The organism is Neobacillus thermocopriae, assembly GCF_010975035.1.
GTDB classification, from domain to species: Bacteria; Bacillota; Bacilli; order Bacillales; family Cytobacillaceae; genus Neobacillus; species Neobacillus thermocopriae.
Window position 1 is genome coordinate 87,647 of the sequence record NZ_JAAIUV010000008.1, and the last position, 16,128, is coordinate 103,774.

General features: G+C 37.2%; 18 protein-coding genes and 1 riboswitch. Of the genes, 6 read left to right on the forward strand and 12 right to left on the reverse strand.

Annotation, left to right across the window (positions count from 1 at the left end):
• Window positions 1–115: 115 nt before the first annotated feature.
• Window positions 116–1,411, reverse strand: coding sequence for an NCS2 family permease (locus G4Z05_RS07125; RefSeq protein WP_163251185.1), 1,296 nt, complete (start codon window positions 1,409–1,411; stop codon window positions 116–118).
• 88 nt (window positions 1,412–1,499) lie between these two features.
• Window positions 1,500–1,601, reverse strand: a riboswitch (purine riboswitch).
• 234 nt (window positions 1,602–1,835) lie between these two features.
• Window positions 1,836–2,798: a S8 family peptidase gene (locus tag G4Z05_RS07130; protein ID WP_163251186.1), complete on the reverse strand. Its 963-nt coding sequence runs from the start codon at window positions 2,796–2,798 to the stop codon at window positions 1,836–1,838.
• Window positions 2,799–3,288: 490 nt separating this feature from the next.
• On the opposite strand from G4Z05_RS07130, the gene G4Z05_RS07135 reads away from it, so the two are divergent.
• Window positions 3,289–3,903, forward strand: a complete 615-nt coding sequence (locus G4Z05_RS07135) for a LysE/ArgO family amino acid transporter (RefSeq protein ID WP_163251187.1) — start codon at window positions 3,289–3,291, stop codon at window positions 3,901–3,903.
• Between the two features lie 47 nt (window positions 3,904–3,950).
• Here G4Z05_RS07135 and ytkD read toward each other — a convergent pair whose 3' ends face one another.
• Together ytkD and G4Z05_RS07145 are read right to left on the reverse strand one after the other, a co-directional pair.
• Window positions 3,951–4,421, reverse strand: coding sequence for an RNA deprotection pyrophosphohydrolase (gene ytkD, locus G4Z05_RS07140; RefSeq protein ID WP_163251188.1), 471 nt, complete (start codon window positions 4,419–4,421; stop codon window positions 3,951–3,953).
• A 74-nt stretch (window positions 4,422–4,495) separates the two neighbouring features.
• Window positions 4,496–4,828: a hydrolase gene (locus tag G4Z05_RS07145; RefSeq protein ID WP_163251189.1), complete on the reverse strand. Its 333-nt coding sequence runs from the start codon at window positions 4,826–4,828 to the stop codon at window positions 4,496–4,498.
• 204 nt (window positions 4,829–5,032) lie between these two features.
• Here G4Z05_RS07145 and G4Z05_RS07150 point away from each other — a divergent pair, with 204 nt between their 5' ends.
• Window positions 5,033–5,290: a DUF6154 family protein gene (locus G4Z05_RS07150; RefSeq protein ID WP_163251190.1), complete on the forward strand. Its 258-nt coding sequence runs from the start codon at window positions 5,033–5,035 to the stop codon at window positions 5,288–5,290.
• Window positions 5,291–5,381: 91 nt separating this feature from the next.
• Window positions 5,382–5,540: a YtzI protein gene (gene ytzI / locus G4Z05_RS07155; protein WP_163251191.1), complete on the forward strand. Its 159-nt coding sequence runs from the start codon at window positions 5,382–5,384 to the stop codon at window positions 5,538–5,540.
• A 56-nt stretch (window positions 5,541–5,596) separates the two neighbouring features.
• Here ytzI and G4Z05_RS07160 read toward each other — a convergent pair whose 3' ends face one another.
• Complete coding sequence (locus tag G4Z05_RS07160) at window positions 5,597–6,070, reverse strand: S-ribosylhomocysteine lyase (protein WP_163251192.1); 474 nt, start codon at window positions 6,068–6,070, stop codon at window positions 5,597–5,599.
• Between the two features lie 144 nt (window positions 6,071–6,214).
• Between G4Z05_RS07160 and yidD the strand changes: the two genes are divergently transcribed.
• Entirely contained in the window at window positions 6,215–6,475 is a 261-nt protein-coding gene (gene yidD, locus G4Z05_RS07165; protein WP_163251193.1) for a membrane protein insertion efficiency factor YidD, read from the forward strand.
• Here the strand turns inward: yidD and G4Z05_RS07170 are convergent.
• Window positions 6,450–7,022: a beta-class carbonic anhydrase gene (locus G4Z05_RS07170; protein WP_240465336.1), complete on the reverse strand. Its 573-nt coding sequence runs from the start codon at window positions 7,020–7,022 to the stop codon at window positions 6,450–6,452. The two genes, yidD and G4Z05_RS07170, sit on opposite strands and share 26 nt — an antisense overlap.
• 190 nt (window positions 7,023–7,212) lie before the next feature.
• Between G4Z05_RS07170 and G4Z05_RS07175 the strand changes: the two genes are divergently transcribed.
• On the forward strand, window positions 7,213–8,148 hold the full coding sequence (locus tag G4Z05_RS07175; RefSeq protein ID WP_163251194.1) for a metal ABC transporter solute-binding protein, Zn/Mn family: 936 nt from the start codon (window positions 7,213–7,215) through the stop codon (window positions 8,146–8,148).
• 112 nt (window positions 8,149–8,260) lie between these two features.
• Window positions 8,261–8,419 carry a DUF1540 domain-containing protein gene (locus G4Z05_RS07180; protein ID WP_163251195.1) on the forward strand — a complete coding sequence of 53 codons (159 nt, stop codon included), beginning with the start codon at window positions 8,261–8,263 and terminating at the stop codon, window positions 8,417–8,419.
• A gap of 84 nt (window positions 8,420–8,503) precedes the next feature.
• Here the strand turns inward: G4Z05_RS07180 and menC are convergent, their stop codons facing one another.
• From menC to G4Z05_RS07210, 6 genes are all read right to left on the reverse strand, one after another.
• Complete coding sequence (gene menC / locus G4Z05_RS07185) at window positions 8,504–9,616, reverse strand: o-succinylbenzoate synthase (RefSeq protein ID WP_163251196.1); 1,113 nt, start codon at window positions 9,614–9,616, stop codon at window positions 8,504–8,506.
• On the reverse strand, window positions 9,613–11,109 hold the full coding sequence (locus G4Z05_RS07190; RefSeq protein WP_163251197.1) for an o-succinylbenzoate--CoA ligase: 1,497 nt from the start codon (window positions 11,107–11,109) through the stop codon (window positions 9,613–9,615). The genes menC and G4Z05_RS07190 overlap by 4 nt, the downstream gene beginning before the upstream one ends.
• Window positions 11,110–11,189: 80 nt before the next feature.
• Window positions 11,190–12,026, reverse strand: a complete 837-nt coding sequence (menB, locus tag G4Z05_RS07195) for a 1,4-dihydroxy-2-naphthoyl-CoA synthase (protein ID WP_163251210.1) — start codon at window positions 12,024–12,026, stop codon at window positions 11,190–11,192.
• Window position 12,027: 1 nt separating this feature from the next.
• A complete protein-coding gene (gene menH / locus G4Z05_RS07200) occupies window positions 12,028–12,834 on the reverse strand; it encodes a 2-succinyl-6-hydroxy-2,4-cyclohexadiene-1-carboxylate synthase (RefSeq protein ID WP_163251198.1) in 807 nt (268 codons plus the stop codon).
• Entirely contained in the window at window positions 12,831–14,582 is a 1,752-nt protein-coding gene (gene menD, locus G4Z05_RS07205) for a 2-succinyl-5-enolpyruvyl-6-hydroxy-3-cyclohexene-1-carboxylic-acid synthase (RefSeq protein ID WP_163251199.1), read from the reverse strand. Before menD ends, menH begins: the two co-directional genes overlap by 4 nt.
• A 2-nt stretch (window positions 14,583–14,584) precedes the next feature.
• On the reverse strand, window positions 14,585–15,985 hold the full coding sequence (locus G4Z05_RS07210; RefSeq protein ID WP_240465337.1) for an isochorismate synthase: 1,401 nt from the start codon (window positions 15,983–15,985) through the stop codon (window positions 14,585–14,587).
• Window positions 15,986–16,128 lie beyond the last annotated feature (143 nt).

Below are 16,128 nucleotides of genomic sequence, written 5' to 3' on the forward strand. Positions count from 1 at the left end.
TAGTATTATTTATTCAAAAAAGAGGACAACTCTGTGTATCTACAGATTGTCCTCTTTTTTAGGTAGACCTTACTTTCAACAAGTGATGAATTTTTGAAAGCAAATGATGGTTACGTTAAAAAACATAAATAAAATATCCGATAAATGTGATACATAAAACATACATGATTGGGTGGATTTCCCTAGTTTTCTTCATTGCCATCATACTTATTGGATAAAGAATGAAACCAAGTGCAATCCCTGTAGCAACACTAAAAGTCAAAGGCATCATAATAATCGTAATAAAGCTTGGTATAACAATAGCTAAATTGCTCCATTGTATCCTGCTAATTTCAGTTGCCATCATAGCACCTACAATAATAAGAGCTGGAGCTGTCACCTCAGGAGTGACAATAGACAGAACCGGCGAGAAAAATAAAGAAATTATAAAGCAAACCGAAATGACAATAGAAGTAAAGCCTGTCCGACCACCAACAGCAATTCCAGAAGAGGATTCCACCATGGATGCAGTGGTAGATGTACCTAAAATAGCTCCAAATACAGTAGACATTGAATCAGCTAGGAGTGCTTTTCCTGCGTTAGGAATTTCATTATTCTTCATTAAGCCTGCCTGACTAGCAATGGCAATAAGTGCACCCGCTGTATCAAAAAAGGCAACAAACAAAAAGGTAAAAATAACAGCCAACATTTTTGGAGAAAAAATATCATCCAAGTTCTCAAAAACCACACCAAAAGTAGGTTCTAAGCTCGGTATTTTTCCAATAATTGCTTCTGGTGTATTAATAATACCAAATGCCATTCCAATCATGGTTGACAGCACCATCCCGTAAAAAATGCCGCCTCTTATTCCTTTATTTAATAGAATAATGGTTATGATAAATCCAACAATGGCTAGTAATGTTGGTGCAGATTTTAGATTGCCAATAGCCACAAATGTAGATTCATCTGAAGTTACAATCCCAGCATTTTTTAAACCAATGAAGGCAACGAAAAAGCCAATTCCTCCTGCAATGGCATGTTTTAAATCTTTGGGAATGACATTAATAATCTTTTCCCGAATTTTTAATAAGCTTAGTATCATGAATAATACACCAGCAATAAAAACTCCAGCCAATGCCGTTTCCCACGGTATTTTCATACCGATACAGACAGTAAAAGTAAAGAATGCATTAATTCCCATACTTGGAGCAATTCCAATCGGATAATTTGCCAACAACCCAATAAGGAGAGAGCCAATAATGGCAGATAAAGCAGTTGCTGTGAATAATGCACCTTTATCCATCCCAGTTTGACTTAAGATAACCGGGTTTACAACGAGAATATAAGCCATTGAAAGAAAAGTTGTTATTCCTGCTATACTTTCCTGTTTCCATGTTGTGTTTCGTTCGGAAAATTGAAAGAAGTTTTTCATGATGTGCCCTCCGAATCAATTAAAATGAAAAAATCCCCCGGTTGACTGCCGGAGGATTATTCTGCAAAGGCCAATAAAAAGTCTTATAACACTAATCATTGCCCCTTGTAGACAGGCTATTTACGGCAGCCCGGTAGAGACGTTCAAGCCATATTCTTGAACATATACAAGGAAAATAGTTAATAAATTAATAGAAAAAATAGTATCAATAATTAAATTCATAGTCAATAACTACTCCTATTTTCAGTTAATTAAGTTTTTTCCAGACCAAGATGAATTATGATAACTGATCATAAAAGAGGGCAACCAAACTTCTAAAACGGATAGCAACAGGCAATGTTCAAAGTAAATAAAAAGGGCCCCCTATTAATCATATCTTGGGGGACACCCTCTTTGTTCTAAAACTTGAACTAATATTTCATTGTTATATATTCACTTTTTCTAGATTTAATTGCTGATTAAAGATTTCTGACAAGTAATCTGTTACTGTTAGATAAATTAATCCATTTCCTTCTAGTTTTGGTGAATTTCCTAATGGTACCGTTCTTTTTATTAATTGGGCATAAAGTTCAGACTCTGAAAGATCTCGTTCAAAACTTGCATTCGCTAGTACTTTTATCAATGCTAATGCTCCGGACACATGAGGTGTCGACATCGAAGTACCACTTAAAGTAGCATATTTACCATCTAAGTAAGTGGATAAAATTTTCTCTCCTGGAGCCACTACGTCTACTTCATTATTGGAATTAGTAAACCACGAAGAGTTTCTTTCTAAATCAATGGCACCTACGCTAATCACTTCATTATAAGAACCCGGATAAGCAAATTCATCTGTTGAATCATTGCCATCCCCTTCATTCCCTGCTGCACAGACGACTAGAATATTGTTTTGAACAGCTTTTTGAATGGCTTCATGTAGTTCAGGAACATCTACTGGACCGCCAAGGGACATAGAAATGATATCCACTTTTTGTTCGATGGCATAATGAATTCCATTTATGATCCATTCATATTGGCCAGTCCCCTTTTTATTCAGCACCTTAATAATAAGCAATTTTGCTTCAGGGGCTACACCAACAACACCATTATCGTTTTGCTTTGCAGCAATTGTTCCAGCAACATGGGTACCATGGCCATTGTAATCCTGAAAGACATCAGGGTTCCCGTTATCATCGTCTGTAAAATTTCTTCCGCCCACAATTTGATCTTTTAAGTCGGGATGGAACATATCACATCCTGTATCCAAGATGGCAACTGTTATTCCTCTTCCTTTTGTTTTCTCCCAAATTTTTGGAGCCTGAATCATTTCTACTCCTTTGGGAACTTCATTGGCCTTTTCTACTTGTTCAATGACTTGATACGGAATTAAACTTACTTTTCGCTCCATTTTTACTCCCTCCTAGTAGGATTAAATTGAAGCTAACCCATGATGCTATTAATAGTTTAACAATTCTGACTATTATTTCATAGTTACTTTGGTAGTATTTTCTAGATGATTTTATAGAATTTTATGATACTATCCTACTCTCTTGTTCTTTTTGTCTATAAAATAAGTGAGCTATACTCTTTTATATCAAATACCAACTCCACTTTTTATTTTACATCTTAAGATTATGTTAGCCCGCAAATTTCATATATCCCAAGTATAAAAAAATAATATTTTCTTAATAAGGTTAAGTTTTTAATCAAGACATTAAAAACTTAGTTAAACTAGATCTTGTTGTTTTCTGTAATAATGTTAAGATTTATGTAAAATTGACTGGTTTTCAAATTCTTTCGAAATTAACTGTCAATAAACTATCAACTGTCTTATTCCAATTTGATAAAGACATATAAATCATTATTCGTTTCTATAAAAGAACAGGGGGAGAATAATAATGGAACCATTCCTTCATGGAATTATACTTGCTTTCGGATTAATTTTGCCTTTAGGAGTCCAAAATGTTTTTGTGTTTAATCAAGGAGCAACACAAAAGAAATTTACACACGCATTGCCTTCTGTGATTACAGCTGGTATTTGTGATACGCTTTTGATCACCATGGCAGTAGCTGGTGTTTCCATTATGGTCTTACATATTGAATGGTTGCGAACTTTAATGTTTATTGTTGGATTTTTTTTCTTGGCCTATATGGGTTGGCTGATGTGGAAAAATACACCTGAATTTAACAATCATCCAGAGAGCTTTACCCCTAGTAAACAAATTTTATTTGCTGCATCTGTTTCCCTATTCAATCCACATGCGATTATGGATACCATCGGTGTAATCGGTGCCAGCTCTCTGGTCTATTCAGGGATTAAAAAATGGATTTTTTCGATTGCCTGCATTCTCGTTTCCTGGGTTTGGTTTTTTAGCTTAGCAATTACCGGAAAAAAGATCGGTCAAATTGATACCAATGGAAAACTGCTCAAACGGATCAATCAAATTTCCGCTTTTATTATCTGGAGTATGGCTGTTTATTTGGGATCTCAATTATTTCTAACATCTGACTAGTCAAAAAGGCGGGAAAAAATATCCCGCCTTAAATTGTTTCATCTTTACTATTCCATTATGTTTTCAATAAATTTTATACATTCCTCTACTACCTGATCCTTCATAATAAAGCTAAAATCCTTGCCAAAACGCAATTGTAACAGGTCTCCCTTGATCAAATGTGGTCCGAGGGTTTCATGATAATTCTCTGTCCTTTCAAGCATTTTGACTTCTGCAAAAAAAACTGCTTTTACAAAATCCCCGTCTCTTTCAGACACTTTGTATTCCGCCAAATATCTTACATCTCCAAGTACGGCGCCTATTTCCTCATAAACTTCACGTCTTGCCGCTTCCTCCAGCGTTTCTCCTTTTTCCCGCTTGCCGCCCGGAAATTCCAGCCCTCGTTTTTTATGTCTGGTCAAAACCCAGTCCTCTTGTAATTTACAGAGAACTAAAACATGTTTTGGTTCCACACCAAATGCATTCCGAGAAAAAGAAAGCTCTACTCTATTCCCTATTTCATCGAAGAATTGAATCATCACTTTGCCCGCCTTTTTTCAAATCATACTTTTATTATAACGAAAAAAGGAAAATCTTGTGGCTAAGATTTTCCTCACTCAGTTAATTCAGTATTCGGCAAAATATTCATGCTTTCAATATGATTTTTTGCTTCTTGATCCCCAAGGCGGTAAATCATGCTATAAATTTGTTGAATTCTACTGTCATACTCATCATTTTCGCGGTCATAATGATATTGTACATAAGGAACATGAGCTCGGAAAAAGTTTTTCCACTCGGTTGAGTAGTTTTGATCAAATAATTCCCGCAGCTGGGTAATTTCTTCATCAGTCGCTTGAATTTTAAAACTCCATGTAGATGCAGTGGCACTTTGTGAAATTTCTCCAGTTCCAACGTCTATATAATACGTTTTCTTTCCATTCTCCATTTTTTCATCCCCTTTTATGGTTAGAATCCACAAAAAAGAAATATTTTATTCTCTACCAAATTTCGATACATTTTTTAGAAATGAATACGATATAATTATTAACAATAAATAACAGACTTTTCAGTCAATTTGATAATGCGGATGATTTTCATCTATTAAGGGAATTGACTAAATAAACGAATAAACATTATTGGAGGTGTTGGTATGAAATTGGTCGATGAGTTATATGAAATGTACAGAAACAAGCTTACTGGTGATGAGGAAGACATTGACATGCTGGCCTTTGCCTTTTTAGAAGAAATGTCATATGAAGATTTGCTGGCTCTTATCCATGATATGGATAAACAAGAGTTATATGATTTAATGGGGCTATATTTAATCGAAAGTCTAAAAGGGAAATTTGCCCAAGAACAATATGTCCAACAGCGTGGAAATACCTATTATCCAAGAAATATTCATTAATTCATACATATCAAAGGGGGAACTGAAATGAATCAGTTCCCTTTTTTATAACAGAACATGTTACAATATGAGAGGGAAGGGGGAAAAAATTGTGTATACAGTAATGGTCGTATCAATTATTATTGTCATCATTGTTCTATTATTGGCTGTTATCACCACTTCAAAAGCCTATTCCTATAAACATACCGTTGATCCAATTGATGATAATCCTTATATCAGCCAAGAAGAGGATGAAAAGAATAAATCATAAAAAAAGGGGCTTTCAGAAATCAAATCAATGATTTACTGAACAGCCCCTTTTCCCTATTATGCAAAGACTTGCTTTAAGTCTTCCTTGCTATGTTCTAGCCAATAACGCATTAATCGCTTGGCACCTTCTAAATCATGTAGTTTGGCTTGACCACATTGTCTTTCATTTGCAGCAGGAACCTCAGTAATTTCCAACGCATCTTTCATTGTGTCTTCCAAAAGATCAATGATTTCTTCAACTGTCGGTTCCCCACTTACTACAAGATAATAACCAGTTTGACATCCCATTGGTGAAATATCAATGATATCAAAGTGCTCATATTTCTCCGCATGCTTTCTAATATTGAATGCAAGCAAATGTTCCAGTGTATGGATCGCATCAGGTTTCATCGCCTGTTTATTAGGCTGACAAAAACGAATATCATATTTATTAACAACGCCATCACTTCCTACCTTATGAACACCGCAATGGCGGACATAGGGTGCTTTTACGGCGTTATGATCCAATTCAAAACTTTCAACTGAAGGCATTAAGTATCACTCCTTTTTCAATCTTACCTTTTCATCATACTATAAATTCCGAGTATTTTCATCAACTTAAAAACATTGCCATTTTACATGAAACCATGTATGTTCAAATTAATAAAATCAAAACCACTGAATGGAGAAGATTTCATGCTAAAAAAAATGTTGATGATCCTGATTCGTTTTTATCAAACCTTCATATCACCACTCAAGCCACCGACATGTCGCTTTTATCCCACTTGTTCACATTATGGTTTGGAAGCCATTAAGCGATTTGGAGTGCTTAAAGGCGGATACTTAACCGTTAAGCGAATATTAAAATGCCACCCATTCCATCCAGGCGGCATAGATCCTGTACCGGATACATGGGATAAAAGAAAAAAAGTTAATTCTGATACCCATCAACAATAAGGTCTAGTTTCCCCGTTTTCGGATCAATGACCAATCCATGCACAGGAATTCCCTCTGGCATAAGAGGATGATTTTTTATCGTGTTTACACTGTGCTTTACGCTATCTTGTACACAATCAAATCCATGTAGCCAGTTTTTAATGTCCAATCCTGAATAATTTAGTGTATCAAGAGTTTCTTGGGGAATCCCTCGTTCTAACATGCTGTCAATTACAGGTTCCGCTTTTAATCCACACATGCCACAATCATGATGGGCAATAACTAATATTTCTTTTGCCTGTAATTGATATACCGCAATTAAAATGCTTCGCATGATACTTCCAAATGGATGGGCAACAAGAGCCCCAGCGTTTTTTACAATCTTTGCATCACCATTCCCAAGATTTAATGCTTTCGGCAATAATTCGAGAAGTCGAGTATCCATGCATGTAAGAATAACCATTTCTTTATTGGGATATTTTGTGGTCTCATATTTTTCATAATTTCGGTTTTCAACAAATTTATCATTAAACTCAAGTATCTCCTGAAGTAATGATGGGCTTTTCAAGTTTCCTCACACCTTTTTCATTTTTTCTTTTATTTAGAATACACAAGATCAATTAGGGGAAACAATTTTTTTACTTGCATTAGAAACAAAATTTTTGTAAGATACATAAGGAAATCGGAATCGTTACGTATTAGCTAAATTTTTTTCGAATACAAATCGTAATAAATACGATTTAGAAAAAGGAGTTATTATGAAAAAAATACTTTTTACTTTCCTATTACCGATAGTTCTTGTTCTGTCTGCTTGTTCCAATGAGAAAGACCCATCACCAAAAAAGAAGGAGCAACTAGCTATTTATACAACGGTCTATCCTCTTCAATATTTCGCTGAGCAAATTGGCGGAAAAAACGTAACTGTTGAAACCATTTATCCTCCTGGTGCCGATGAGCATACATTTGAACCTACACAAAAAGATATGATAAAGCTTGCCGATTCAGATTTATTTTTTTATATCGGTCTTGGTCTAGAAGGATTTGCTGAAAAAGCCGAAAAGACTTTAAAAAATGAACATGTTACGATGGTCCCAGTAGCTGATGGTTTGGATCTGCCTGCAGATAACCATGCTCATGAAGAGGAAGAAGATCATCATCATCACGGGAATGTAAATCCACATATATGGCTTGACCCCGTCTATTCTAAAGAATTAGCGGCGGTGATCTACGATCACTTAGTGAAAAAAATGCCGCAGAAAAAAGATGAATTCAAGAAAAATTTTGAGGTGCTTGTCTCTGAACTCGATCAATTAAATCAAGAATTTGAAAATACGATTTCTAAAGCCAAACATAAAAAGATAATTGTGACACATGCCGCATTTAGTTATTGGGAAACACGCTACGGACTTGAACAAATCAGCATTATCGGTTTATCCACTACTAATGAACCAACCCAAAAGGAGTTGGAAAAAATTATTTCTTTAGCTGAACGAGAAGGCATCCATTACATGCTTTTTGAACAAAATGTTCAATCCAAACTTGGAAAGATCGTCCAAAAAGAAATAGATGCCCGTGCCTTACCGATTCACAATCTGGGAATATTAACAAAAGATGACATAAAAAATGAGGAAAATTATTTTACTTTAATGAATAAAAACCTTAAAACATTAAAACAAGCATTAAATGGTTCATAAAAAAGGTAGTTTTCCCATGTTTCTGGATTTTTCCCTTATATTAACTGGTATACAAATCCCGCCATCTACCAATGCTATGATTGTATTACGATAATTTAAGGAGTGATACGACATGGCACAAGATGTTTTATGTGAAGTAAATAACTGTACGTATTGGGCAGAAGGGAACAAATGTGCCGCTGACCGAATTTATGTAGTCAGCCACAAAGGAAAGACAGCTGAAAATAGTCAGGAAACAGATTGTAAAACATTTGAACCTGCAAATGTCTAAAATGAATATTAAAACCAGGCTCACTATGGCCTGGTTTTTTTTGTAGGTAAAGTATTTGAAATGTATTATCAAAATGATGGCTCCTTAGTTTCTAAAAGGAAAATGTTTTTTGGCGATTATTGTTTCGCGCAGTCTTTTTTCATTTAAACTAAACCCAATTCCTGGCACATTTGGAACAGATATTTTCCCGTTCACCACAATTACCTCGGGAGAAATAATATCCTCCTCCCAAAACCTTTTTGAACCGGAAATATCACCTGGTATTGTAAATCCTGGCATTGAGGCAAGGGCAATATTATGAGCCCGCGAAATGCCAAACTCTATCATTCCTCCGCACCATACTGGGATTCCTCGTTCATAGCAATAATCATGAATTCGTTTTGCTTCGTAAAGCCCGCCAACCCGGCCAATCTTCACATTAATTGACCGGCAACTTCCGTATTTTATCGCTTTTTGTGCATCTTCAAATGATGTAATGCTTTCATCTAAACATATTGGCGTCTTCAATTCTTTTTGTAATTGAGCATGTTCAATGATGTCGTCATGAGCGAGTGGCTGTTCAATTAATAACAAATTAAATTCATCTAAGGATTTAAGATGATCCATGTCCTTTAATGTGTAAGCAGAGTTGGCATCGGCCATGATTGGCAAGTCAGGATAATGGCGTCGGATTTCCTTCAATAAAGGATAATCCATTTGAGGATTTATTTTCACCTTGATTCTCCTATACCCTTCCTGAAGATACTCTTCAATTTGCTTAAGTGCTTTTTCCATAGAATCAGTTGCAATAACTACTCCAGAAACAATTTCCTCGCGGGTACCTCCAAGTAATTTTGAAAGGGGGAGGGACTTGCTTTTTGCGTATAAATCCCACAATGCTATTTCTATAGCTGCCTTTGCCATCTGATTTCTTCTAATACATTGAAAAAGAGAATAGGCCTCTTTTGGATGTTGAATCGGATGTTTTTGCAAAAGTGGAATCAAAAAGTCGCTAAGCATATGCATACTTGTAGCAACGGTTTCTTCTGTATACCACGGTGAAGAGAAGGCTACTCCTTCCCCAAAACCGGATAATCCATCCTGATTTGTCACCTTCACAATAATTCCTTCACGCTCGGTTACATTACCTAAATGGGTAGTAAAAGGAGTCTTCAATGGCATCCGAATAACAAACAATTCTACCATCTTGATGTTCATGTACAGAACCTTCCTTCATGAATCCATTCCTTAAGTGTTCTGCGAAGTAATTTTTTTGCTGCGTTTCTTGGAAGCTCCTCAGTAAAAAATATATATTTAGGAACTTTATATTTCGCTAACTGTTTCAAACAGTAATTTTCAATTTCTTCAACTGATAATTCTGAATCTGCCTTTTTCACAAGAAATGCCACTGGTACTTGTCCCCACTTTGCATCCTCTATGCCTGTTACACCAACATCAATAATATCTGGATGTGATAATATTACTGCTTCCACTTCAGCAGGATAGATATTTTCTCCACCGGAAATAATTAAGTCGGAACGGCGATCCAAGACATATAAAAAGCCTTCCTCATCAAGGTAACCAATATCTCCGGTATTCAACCAGCCATTGCGAATCGTTTCTTTTGTTGCTTTCGGACGATTTAAATACCCCGGTGTGACATTTGGACCCTTTACAATAATTCCTCCCACTTCGCCTGCTTGAGCCTCAGCCCCATCCTCTCGCACAATTTTGATTTGCGATGGAAATAACGGCTTACCTGCCGAGCCAAGTTTCGTCAAACAATATTCAGGAGCTAACGTAACAATTTGAGAAGCAGTCTCCGTCATACCGTATGTTTGAAATACTGGAATTTCTTTTTTTTGACAAGATTGGAGTAGTGGTAGTGGTGCAGGGCCTCCACCTAACAGCATACAGCGAAAATATCCCGGAAGACGTTGCTCTTCCAATGCATCGACAATTTGTGTAAGCATCGTACTGACAACCGACATGATCGTTACTCGTTTTTCTTGTATCGTTTGAATGGTTTTATCTACATCAAATCGTTCATGAAGGACTATTGGTATACCATAAATAATCCCTCTCATTAAAATGGAGAACCCGCTAATATGAAAAAGTGGAACCGAGCAAAGCCAACAATCTCTATCAGTCATTCCTAGATTTAGGGCAGAGCCTGTTGCACTCCACCAATGGTTTCCGTAGGTTTGCATGACTCCTTTTGGATAACCAGTTGTTCCGGAAGTATACATGATCGTGCAAATATCTCCAAGGCTGATTTCCTCCTGAATCGCTGGTGTGACGGAATCGCTTGCAAACAACTTTTTGATGGTCGTGGTTTTTATATGATGGAGTCGTTCGTTAACAACTGATTCTATTTCAGTAAAGGAGTCATCGAGGATGACAAATGCTGCTCCTGAATCTTCCAGCTGCCACACCATTTCATTTGGTGTTAAACGATTATTTAAAATAACTGCTCGAGCCCCTAACAACTGTAAAGCAAATAAAACAACCACACTGTCGAGATGGTTTTTTAATAAAACTCCAGCAAAATCATTCTTTTGAATTCCCATTCCCTGCATTTGTCCTGCGACAGAATAAGAGCGTTCATAAAGATCTTTAAATGTTATCATTTCGTTTTGAAAATAAACTGCCGGCCGATCAGGTGTTAGAAACGCCCTTTTTTTCAAAAAATTCGGCATAAAATTCTCCATTTTCTTCACCTTCTAATCCGTCCTTCTACAAAAAACAGCCTGATGGAGACCATCAAGCTGCTAAATAAACTTCTATTTCATCAAGGGAAACGAGGGAATTGACCAAAGTTAGGTTTGCGTTTTTCTTTAAATGCGTCGCGGCCTTCTTTTGCTTCATCAGTTGTATAATAAAGCAATGTTGCATCTCCAGCAAATTGTTGAATTCCTGCTAAGCCATCTGTATCAGCATTCATTGCAGCCTTTATGAAACGAAGGGCAGTCGGGCTCTTCTCAAGCATTTCCTCACACCACTTAATCGTTTCTTCTTCTACCTTTTCTAATGGAACAACCGTATTAACTAAGCCCATTTCAAGCGCTTCTTGAGCATTGTACTGACGGCATAGGTACCAAATTTCGCGAGCTTTCTTATGGCCAATAATTCTTGCAAGATAGCCAGAACCATAGCCAGCATCAAAACTTCCTACTTTTGGACCTGTTTGTCCAAAGATAGCATTATCGGCTGCAATAGTTAAATCACAAACAACGTGCAATACATGGCCACCGCCGATAGCATACCCTTTAACCATAGCGACAACCGGCTTAGGGATCACTCGAATTAAACGCTGAAGGTCAAGAACATTCAAACGAGGAATTTGGTCCTCCCCAACATAACCACCATGGCCCCGGACTTTTTGGTCACCACCGGAACAAAATGCCTTATCCCCAGCACCTGTTAACACGATAACTCCGATGTTTGAATCGTCACGCGCATAGGAGAAAGCATCAATTAACTCCATAACGGTTTTTGGTGTGAAAGCGTTATGTACATGTGGGCGATTAATCGTGATTTTTGCAATTCCATTATATGTTTCATATAAAATTTCATCATATTCACGTTCAGAAATCCATTCAACTGCCAAAATAATTACCTCCTTCATTTCATTTCGTGACAAAGTCACTTACTATTCTACCAAACTTTTCACAATTCTCCACATGAATTGTATGGCCGCTGTTTTCAAACTCAATTAGACTCGCCTTATTCAACTTTGGCAGCATGGCTTGTGCAATCTGGCAAAACTTTTTATCCTCTTTACCTGTTAGTAATAATACTTCACACTTAAGCTGATCAAGATGCTCCCACCAGGAAGGCTGTGATCCTGTTCCCATCCCTAGTAGACTATTCGCAAGCCCAACTGGTGAATTGCCCAGACGCTGTTGGCGAATATCTATCCTTTTTTCAATAGGTAAACGCTTCAATGATGCAAAAAGGGGAATTTCTTCCCAGTAATCAACAAAACTCTTTATCCCTTGATCCATAATAAAATTTGCAAGTTCCGCATCTTTCATTCGGCGATTGGCTCTCTCAGCCACAGTTGCTAGCCCTGGAGAAGCACTTTCTAAAATTAACCGGCGAACCCTTCCTGGAAACATGATAGCAAAAGTAAGAGCCAATCGGCCTCCCATAGAATAACCAAGTATGTCCACTTGCACGATTTGAAGTTCATCAAGAATAGCCGCTAAATCACGGGCTACCTTTTCAATCTTATAGCGATCAGGATCAGTTGGAGAATCTGTTTTCCCATGGCCAATAATGTCCGGAATGATAAGTCGGGAATGCTTTCCCCATACATCATAAAATGGTGCCCATGTAGTGGAATTACCAGTGAAACCGTGTAATAACATAAGCGGGAAGCCGTTGCCTTTTGTTTCAACATAATAACGAACATCATTTATCAACACATTCACATTTGCTCACCTTTGACATATTTTGATATTTCCTGGGAAACTGAATTCCAAAACTTGCGATGTTCGTCCCGATTTCTGTCCCTGCTTGTCAAAATTTCATATACATTGATTCCAGTGGCATCCTTTGACCTTTCCATTTCATTTTTTAAATGGTCCCAATCTTTGATTTTTGTAAAATGACCGTTAAACAATTTAACCGCAAACTCAAACTCAAGATCTAACGGGGTGCCAAAAAGGAGTTCAAAATGTTTTGGGTGTTCCGATTGGGGCAGGAATGAAAAAATTCCTCCACCATTATTATTTATCAGTATAATGTTTATATCGATTTGCTGTCTCTTTGCTGCAAATAATCCGTTTATATCATGAAAAAATGTTAAATCTCCTAAAATGAGATAAAGAGATTTCGAATACAAAGCAGCCCCTAAAGCGGTCGATACCGTTCCGTCAATCCCATTGGCCCCTCTATTAGCCATCACTTTTATTGATTTTTTATTTTTCAAAAAGAAACTGTCCAAGTCACGAATAGGCATACTATTACCTACAAAGAGAGTTGCACCTTCCGGAAGCAGGTCTACTAGTTGTGAAAATAATTTACCTTCACTTAATTCGTTAATATCTTTTACAATAGACATATTTTCTTTCGTCAGTTCGTTAATTGCTAACCATTGTTTTAAATAATGGTCACTTGTCTTTTCTTCTACCAATGCCGATAGTTGCTGACAAAATAGCGTTTCACTGCTGTAAATCATATCTGTGGATAAGGCAAAAGGATCACGCCAACCGCTTCCTCCATCAATGACATATTGGTCAGATTCTAAATTCTCTTTTAAAAATATCGATAATGCTTTTGATACAGGCATTGCCCCAAATCGCAAAATAACATCGGGCTTTAGGAACTTCTTAGCGTCTTCATTCCGTAGGAAAGTATCGTAAGTATCGATGATATTCTCAAGATTATGTCCACCACTTCTTAATTGGGATAATGGATCAGCCAATATTGGAAACTTTAGTATATCAGAAAGTTTGGTAACAGCTTCAGCAAAGCATCCATCGTCTATATTTCCACAAACGATGATACCTTTTGTTTTCCTATTGATTTTCTCGGCTATTTGTCGAATTTGGTCATCGTTTATTATTGATTCACCATGATGAACCTTTACATATCCTTTCGGACGGTCCGTTAATTGAAAAAGATCGTCTTCCAATCTAGGAATCAATGGCTCACGGAACGGGAAATTCAAATGTACTGGTCCGGCGGGAGCCTGTCCTGCGATGGCTACTGCTCTGGCACAAACTGACCGTACATACCGAATCATTTCATTGCTTCTTTCCGGTGGTGCCATTTCAGCAAACCACTTAACATGCTGGCCATATAGATGAATTTGATCAATCGCTTGTGGAGCACCAACTTCTCGAAGTTCATGAGGCCGGTCCGCTGTAAACACAAGTAAAGGAACCCTAGAATATCGCGCCTCAATAATTGCCGGAAAATAATTGGCAGCGGCTGTTCCAGAAGTACAAAGAAGAGCTACTGGTCTATTGGATGCCTTTGCCATTCCCAGAGCAAAAAAGGCAGCTGAGCGCTCATCGACATGTATGTGTACCTGTAGATCAGGATGTTCAGCCATTACCATTGCCATCGGGGTCGATCTTGATCCCGGACTGACAACAATATCCGTTATTCCGCAATGCACTAACTCTGCGACAAATGCCGCAAGATAGGCTGTTAATGATTCTTGATGACTCATATTTAATTTCCCCCAAGCGCCCGTAACATCGGTCTAAACTTTAATCCTGTTTCTAAATACTCACTTTCGGAATCAGAATCAGCGACAACGCCGCACCCCGCAAAAAGAGAGGCTTCCTTACCCTGAATCAGTCCCGAACGAATGCACACAGCAAATTCCCCGTTTCCTTTATAGTCCATCCAGCCAAGTGGTGCTGCGTAAAATCCCCGGTCGAGATTTTCTACCTTCCTAATTTTTTCCACAGCTTCTTTTTTTGGTAGACCACCTAGAGCAGGAGTAGGATGAAGCCTTTCTACTAATAACAATAGGGAGGCTTCTTTTGTGCATTTCCCAATAACAGGCGTATATAAATGTTGGATATCTCTATTTTTTAAAAGGCTTGGCCGATCTGGAAGAATGATTTCCTCACATGATTCTTCCAAAGCTTCCTTAATCATATCTACTACAAACTGATGTTCAATTAAGTTTTTTTGATCATTTAATAATTGTTCACCCAAGATCCTGTCGGCTTCTTCTGTTTCCCCGCGTGAAATCGAGCCTGCCAAGCAAGTAGAAAAAATTTCGTTTTCATTTTTCTTAACCAGTCTTTCCGGAGAAGCACCAATAAAACAGTCGCCTTCAGATTCAAAGGCAAAGATAAAGCTTTCATGTTGTTGTCTATTTAACCGCTCCAACACGATTTCAGGCTCCACCTTATTTTCAAATTTTAGTCGGAGTTCACGAGCCAGAACAACCTTTTTTAATGGTCCAGTCGAAAGTTCCTTTACAACCTTCTCAACAGATTTTTTCCATTCTTCCGACATAATCTCTTTTGTCTCAAGCAGTATTGGCGGAAGTAAGCTATTGCTTGATTGAACCGACCTCAACAGTTCATTCCGTTCATCCAGCATTTTTTGAAAGAAAAAATCGTCATCATATTGAGAACATACTATATTGGTTGTAAAATAGGCTTGTCCTTTAATGATACTAAGTAAAAATTTTGGTAAATAAAACATAGAGTCCATATATTTGGACCAAAGCTGTGTTTTTGGCTTCATTGGATCAAAAGAAAATCCCCCAAATATAACAGGACCTACTCCTTCTATTGAAAATGGATTTATGACAATACTATCTTTTAAAAAAGTTTTCCACTCTTGTTCTACATAAGCAAAACGATCAGAAACATCATTTGTCTGTAATTGCTTCGAAATGCCAATCCCTACCAGAATAATCTCATCATTTGGGTCTTTCCAGAAAAATCGCTCACCTTGATAGAGTTCTTTCCCAATATTAAAAAAAGATAATGGGTTCATATTTTGTATTTGATGAACTTCACTGATTAAAATTGGCCGACCAAGTTCTTCCGCTCTATTCTTCGCTAAACGGCCTTTTTCGATTATTTCTGTTTCCTGAATGGTAACCAAACAAATCCCTCCAAAACAGCCAAAATGACTGCTATCCATTCATAATAGACTATTTAAACATACTACTCCCATTGTAAAGAAGTCAATTATCCTTGTCACCACTTCCCGATTTCTATCCTTATTATATGTCAAAATTCGACCTT

Coding starts and splice junctions, on each gene's coding strand:
- ytkD (WP_163251188.1), bottom strand. CDS start 4,421: ATGATTCAATTCTTCGATGAAATAGGGAATAGAGTAGAGCTTTCTTTT.
- G4Z05_RS07150 (WP_163251190.1), top strand. CDS start 5,033: ATGAAATTGGTCGATGAGTTATATGAAATGTACAGAAACAAGCTTACT.
- G4Z05_RS07130 (WP_163251186.1), bottom strand. CDS start 2,798: ATGGAGCGAAAAGTAAGTTTAATTCCGTATCAAGTCATTGAACAAGTA.
- G4Z05_RS07160 (WP_163251192.1), bottom strand. CDS start 6,070: ATGCCTTCAGTTGAAAGTTTTGAATTGGATCATAACGCCGTAAAAGCA.
- yidD (WP_163251193.1), top strand. CDS start 6,215: ATGCTAAAAAAAATGTTGATGATCCTGATTCGTTTTTATCAAACCTTC.
- G4Z05_RS07125 (WP_163251185.1), bottom strand. CDS start 1,411: ATGAAAAACTTCTTTCAATTTTCCGAACGAAACACAACATGGAAACAG.
- menC (WP_163251196.1), bottom strand. CDS start 9,616: ATGAACATCAAGATGGTAGAATTGTTTGTTATTCGGATGCCATTGAAG.
- G4Z05_RS07175 (WP_163251194.1), top strand. CDS start 7,213: ATGAAAAAAATACTTTTTACTTTCCTATTACCGATAGTTCTTGTTCTG.
- G4Z05_RS07180 (WP_163251195.1), top strand. CDS start 8,261: ATGGCACAAGATGTTTTATGTGAAGTAAATAACTGTACGTATTGGGCA.
- G4Z05_RS07190 (WP_163251197.1), bottom strand. CDS start 11,109: ATGGAGAATTTTATGCCGAATTTTTTGAAAAAAAGGGCGTTTCTAACA.
- G4Z05_RS07135 (WP_163251187.1), top strand. CDS start 3,289: ATGGAACCATTCCTTCATGGAATTATACTTGCTTTCGGATTAATTTTG.
- G4Z05_RS07145 (WP_163251189.1), bottom strand. CDS start 4,828: ATGGAGAATGGAAAGAAAACGTATTATATAGACGTTGGAACTGGAGAA.
- menD (WP_163251199.1), bottom strand. CDS start 14,582: ATGAGTCATCAAGAATCATTAACAGCCTATCTTGCGGCATTTGTCGCA.
- menB (WP_163251210.1), bottom strand. CDS start 12,026: ATGAAGGAGGTAATTATTTTGGCAGTTGAATGGATTTCTGAACGTGAA.